We start from the raw sequence: 2952 nt of genomic DNA, 5'->3' as shown, positions 1-2952 counted from the left end.
GGATGGGAGATGAGTTTTTGCAAACCCAGCGAGGAAATAACAACCCCTATAATCAAGACAACGAAACCAGCTGGCTAGACTGGAGCAGGTTGGACACTCATCAGGATCTCTTTCGTTTCGTAAAATTGATGATCGCCTTTCGCAAGTCACATCCCTCATTGTGCCGTTCTCATTTCTGGCGTGAAGATGTGCACTGGTACGGCGTAACTCGCTATGTCGACCTTTCGGACTCATCAAAAACGCTTGCCTTCTGTTTGCATAGTTCTGAAGAAGAAAACGTTGAGATCTACGTTTTGATTAATGGTAACTCATACGGACTCACTTTTGGAATTCACGAAGGAAATCCTGGCGATTGGATACGAATTGTCGACACTTCACTCGACAGCCCACAGGATATACTGGAACCCAATGCAGCACCCCTTGTTTCTGAGGCAGCTTATGAGGTCCAGGGCCGATCCGTTGTTGTGCTTGTCAAGAAAGCAGACTGATTTGCTCTCAACGATTCCTCATCATCTTACACAGAGTTCATATTCTGGTAAGCAGTTCTCCAGATTCATATTGAACGTTTGATATGAGCCGCCTATGCTGTCTCTCACTCGTGTGAGACAAAAAATGACCAACGCTGATACAACAGGAGGTAAAAGGCCGTGAGCGAAAGCCAGCCACCAGAGTCAGGAAGACAGATCACAACCCGCTGCTGCGTTGTCGGCGGTGGACCAGCAGGCCTGTTTCTGGGTTACTTGCTGGCAAGGGCCGGTGTTGAAGTCATTGTGCTGGAGAAACATAAAGACTTTTTACGCGATTTTCGTGGCGATACCATTCACCCTTCCACTTTAGAATTGATGCATGAACTCGGATTTCTGGAAGAATTTCTACAGATTGCAGATAAGCATTTTGATTCTCTTGATATGAACTTTGAAGGGCAACAGATTCCAGGACCTTACTTCACACATCTTCCTACGAAATGCAAATTTATAACATTTGCTCCCCAATGGGATTTTTTAAATCTGCTTGTTAAACACGCCGAAGAATATCCCCATTTCCAGGTTCACATGCAGGCAGAGGCAACAAATCTGATTTATGAAGAAGATCGAGTAGTCGGCGTTAAAGTAGATGGTGTGAACGGCGAATATGAAATCCACGCTGATCTGGTCGTGGGAGCCGACGGACGGGGTTCTCAGATGCGGATCGATGCGGGAGTCGAAGTAATCGAACAGGGAATTCCCATTGATGTCCTTTGGTTTCGGGTCGGAAAATCAGGCGATCTGAACGATCACACATTGGCACGCATCAAGCAAGGCCGCATGCTGATTACAGTGGACCGAGGAGACTATTTTCAAACCGGAATGATCATACAAAAAGGTCATTTTGATGAAATGAAACAGAAAGGACTGGAAGTTTTTCGCAAGAGAGTCATCGATATCCTTCCGGACCTCGCTGAGGGAATTGCTGAAATTGATGACTGGAAAAAAATTCGTCTCTTATCCATCCAAGTAAATCATATCACAAATTGGGCACAACCAGGCCTGCTCTTTATCGGTGATGCTGCACACGCGATGTCCCCGGTCGGGGGAGTCGGAGTAAATCTGGCGGTTCAGGACGCCGTGGCTACTGCGAATTTGCTCGCGGATAAACTCTACGTAGGTAATGTAACACTTAACGACTTAAAGCAGGTCCAATTGCGCCGTGAACCACCCGCACGCAAAACACAACGTATGCAAATCTTTGCGCATCAGAGACTGTTCGGAGGCAGCACTGCACCAGGAAAGCCAGTTTCCATTTCCTGGGCACTTCGAAAAATCGCTGGATTATTCGCTCCGATCTTGAGACGGAAAGCAGGAAAAATCGTCGGACTTGGGTTTCTATCCGAGCATATTCAGACTCCTGAACGAACTGCTAAAGAAGTTTCTTCTCCAGTAAAGTGAAAACCATTCCGGCTCCTTCACTAAACAGGATAAAAGAATCTGGCATCTCAATCTGTAATATGGTTAGAATAAACTCTATTTTGACGTACCATCAAGTGCCATAATCAATGGGCATACACTCAATCAATGATAGAGAGACATGGGATGCGCAGTATTTTCATCAGCTTGTCACTGTTTTGTCTCTCATTCAACTTCGCTACTTTATCGCAGGCAGGCGAAGACCGTTTACCCCCTTCAGCAATCAAAGCCGCAATTCAGAAGTCAATTCCACTGATCGAAAAAGCATCCACTGGTTCCACCCGCGAGCGGAAATGCTTTACATGTCACAATCAGGCACTGGCTATTCTGGTATTAAATGAAGCAAAGAAACAAGGATTCTCAATCGACGAAGCCAATTTTCAATTGCAGGTCAATCATACACACGCGCATCTCAAACGAGGTTTGGATAAATATCGTGCAGGCAAAGGACAAGGTGGTGGCCCTGACACCGCCAGCTACGCGCTCTGGGCACTCGAACTAGCAGGACAGAAGCCAAATGAACTCACCGCAGCCGTCACCGGTTATCTGTTAGAACGTAACAAAGATCAAACACACTGGATCCGCAATTCCACTCGCCCCCCTTCCATGTCCAGTGATACGAATACGAACTACTTTGTCATTCGTGCGCTCAAAACGTTTGGTACTCAAGAGCAGCATTCACAAATCGAAACACGAATTAACCAGGCTCGCAAATGGTTACTCGACCTCAAACCAGATTCCACGGAAGAGCGCGTTTTTCAACTCCGATCATTACTCTATCTGGATGTGGAAAGCTCTGTCACAAAAATAGCCATCGATAAACTGATCGAGACACAAAATGCGGATGGTGGATGGTCTCAGCTCCCCACAATGAAGAGTGACGCTTATGCTACAGGAACCACTCTTGTCGCATTGCTTCGTTCCAACCAAGTAGGAACAGATCATTCAGCAATCATTCGAGGGATTCAATATTTAATTAACACACAAAATCCTGATGGTTCCTGGCAAG

At 46.1% G+C, this 2952-nt stretch carries 2 protein-coding genes and 1 pseudogene; all 3 read left to right on the top strand.

The features are described from left to right. Positions 1 to 488: pseudogene (locus Q0668_RS03700) on the top strand (glycogen-debranching protein); the annotation flags it as partial. Positions 489 to 647: 159 nt separating this feature from the next. Further along, positions 648 to 1925 (top strand): FAD-dependent oxidoreductase, encoded by a 1278-nt coding sequence (locus Q0668_RS03695; RefSeq protein WP_298860047.1) that lies wholly within the window; start codon positions 648 to 650, stop codon positions 1923 to 1925. Between the two features lie 144 nt (positions 1926 to 2069). Beyond that, positions 2070 to 2952 (top strand): prenyltransferase/squalene oxidase repeat-containing protein (locus Q0668_RS03690; RefSeq protein WP_298860046.1); only part of this gene is annotated, 883 nt, incomplete at its 3' end.

Origin of the sequence: uncultured Gimesia sp. (assembly GCF_937910335.1) — a bacterium.
GTDB lineage: Bacteria > Planctomycetota > Planctomycetia > Planctomycetales > Planctomycetaceae > Gimesia.
The sequence above is the reverse complement of the archived record's forward strand: the minus strand, read 5'-3'. Positions and strand labels throughout refer to the sequence as shown.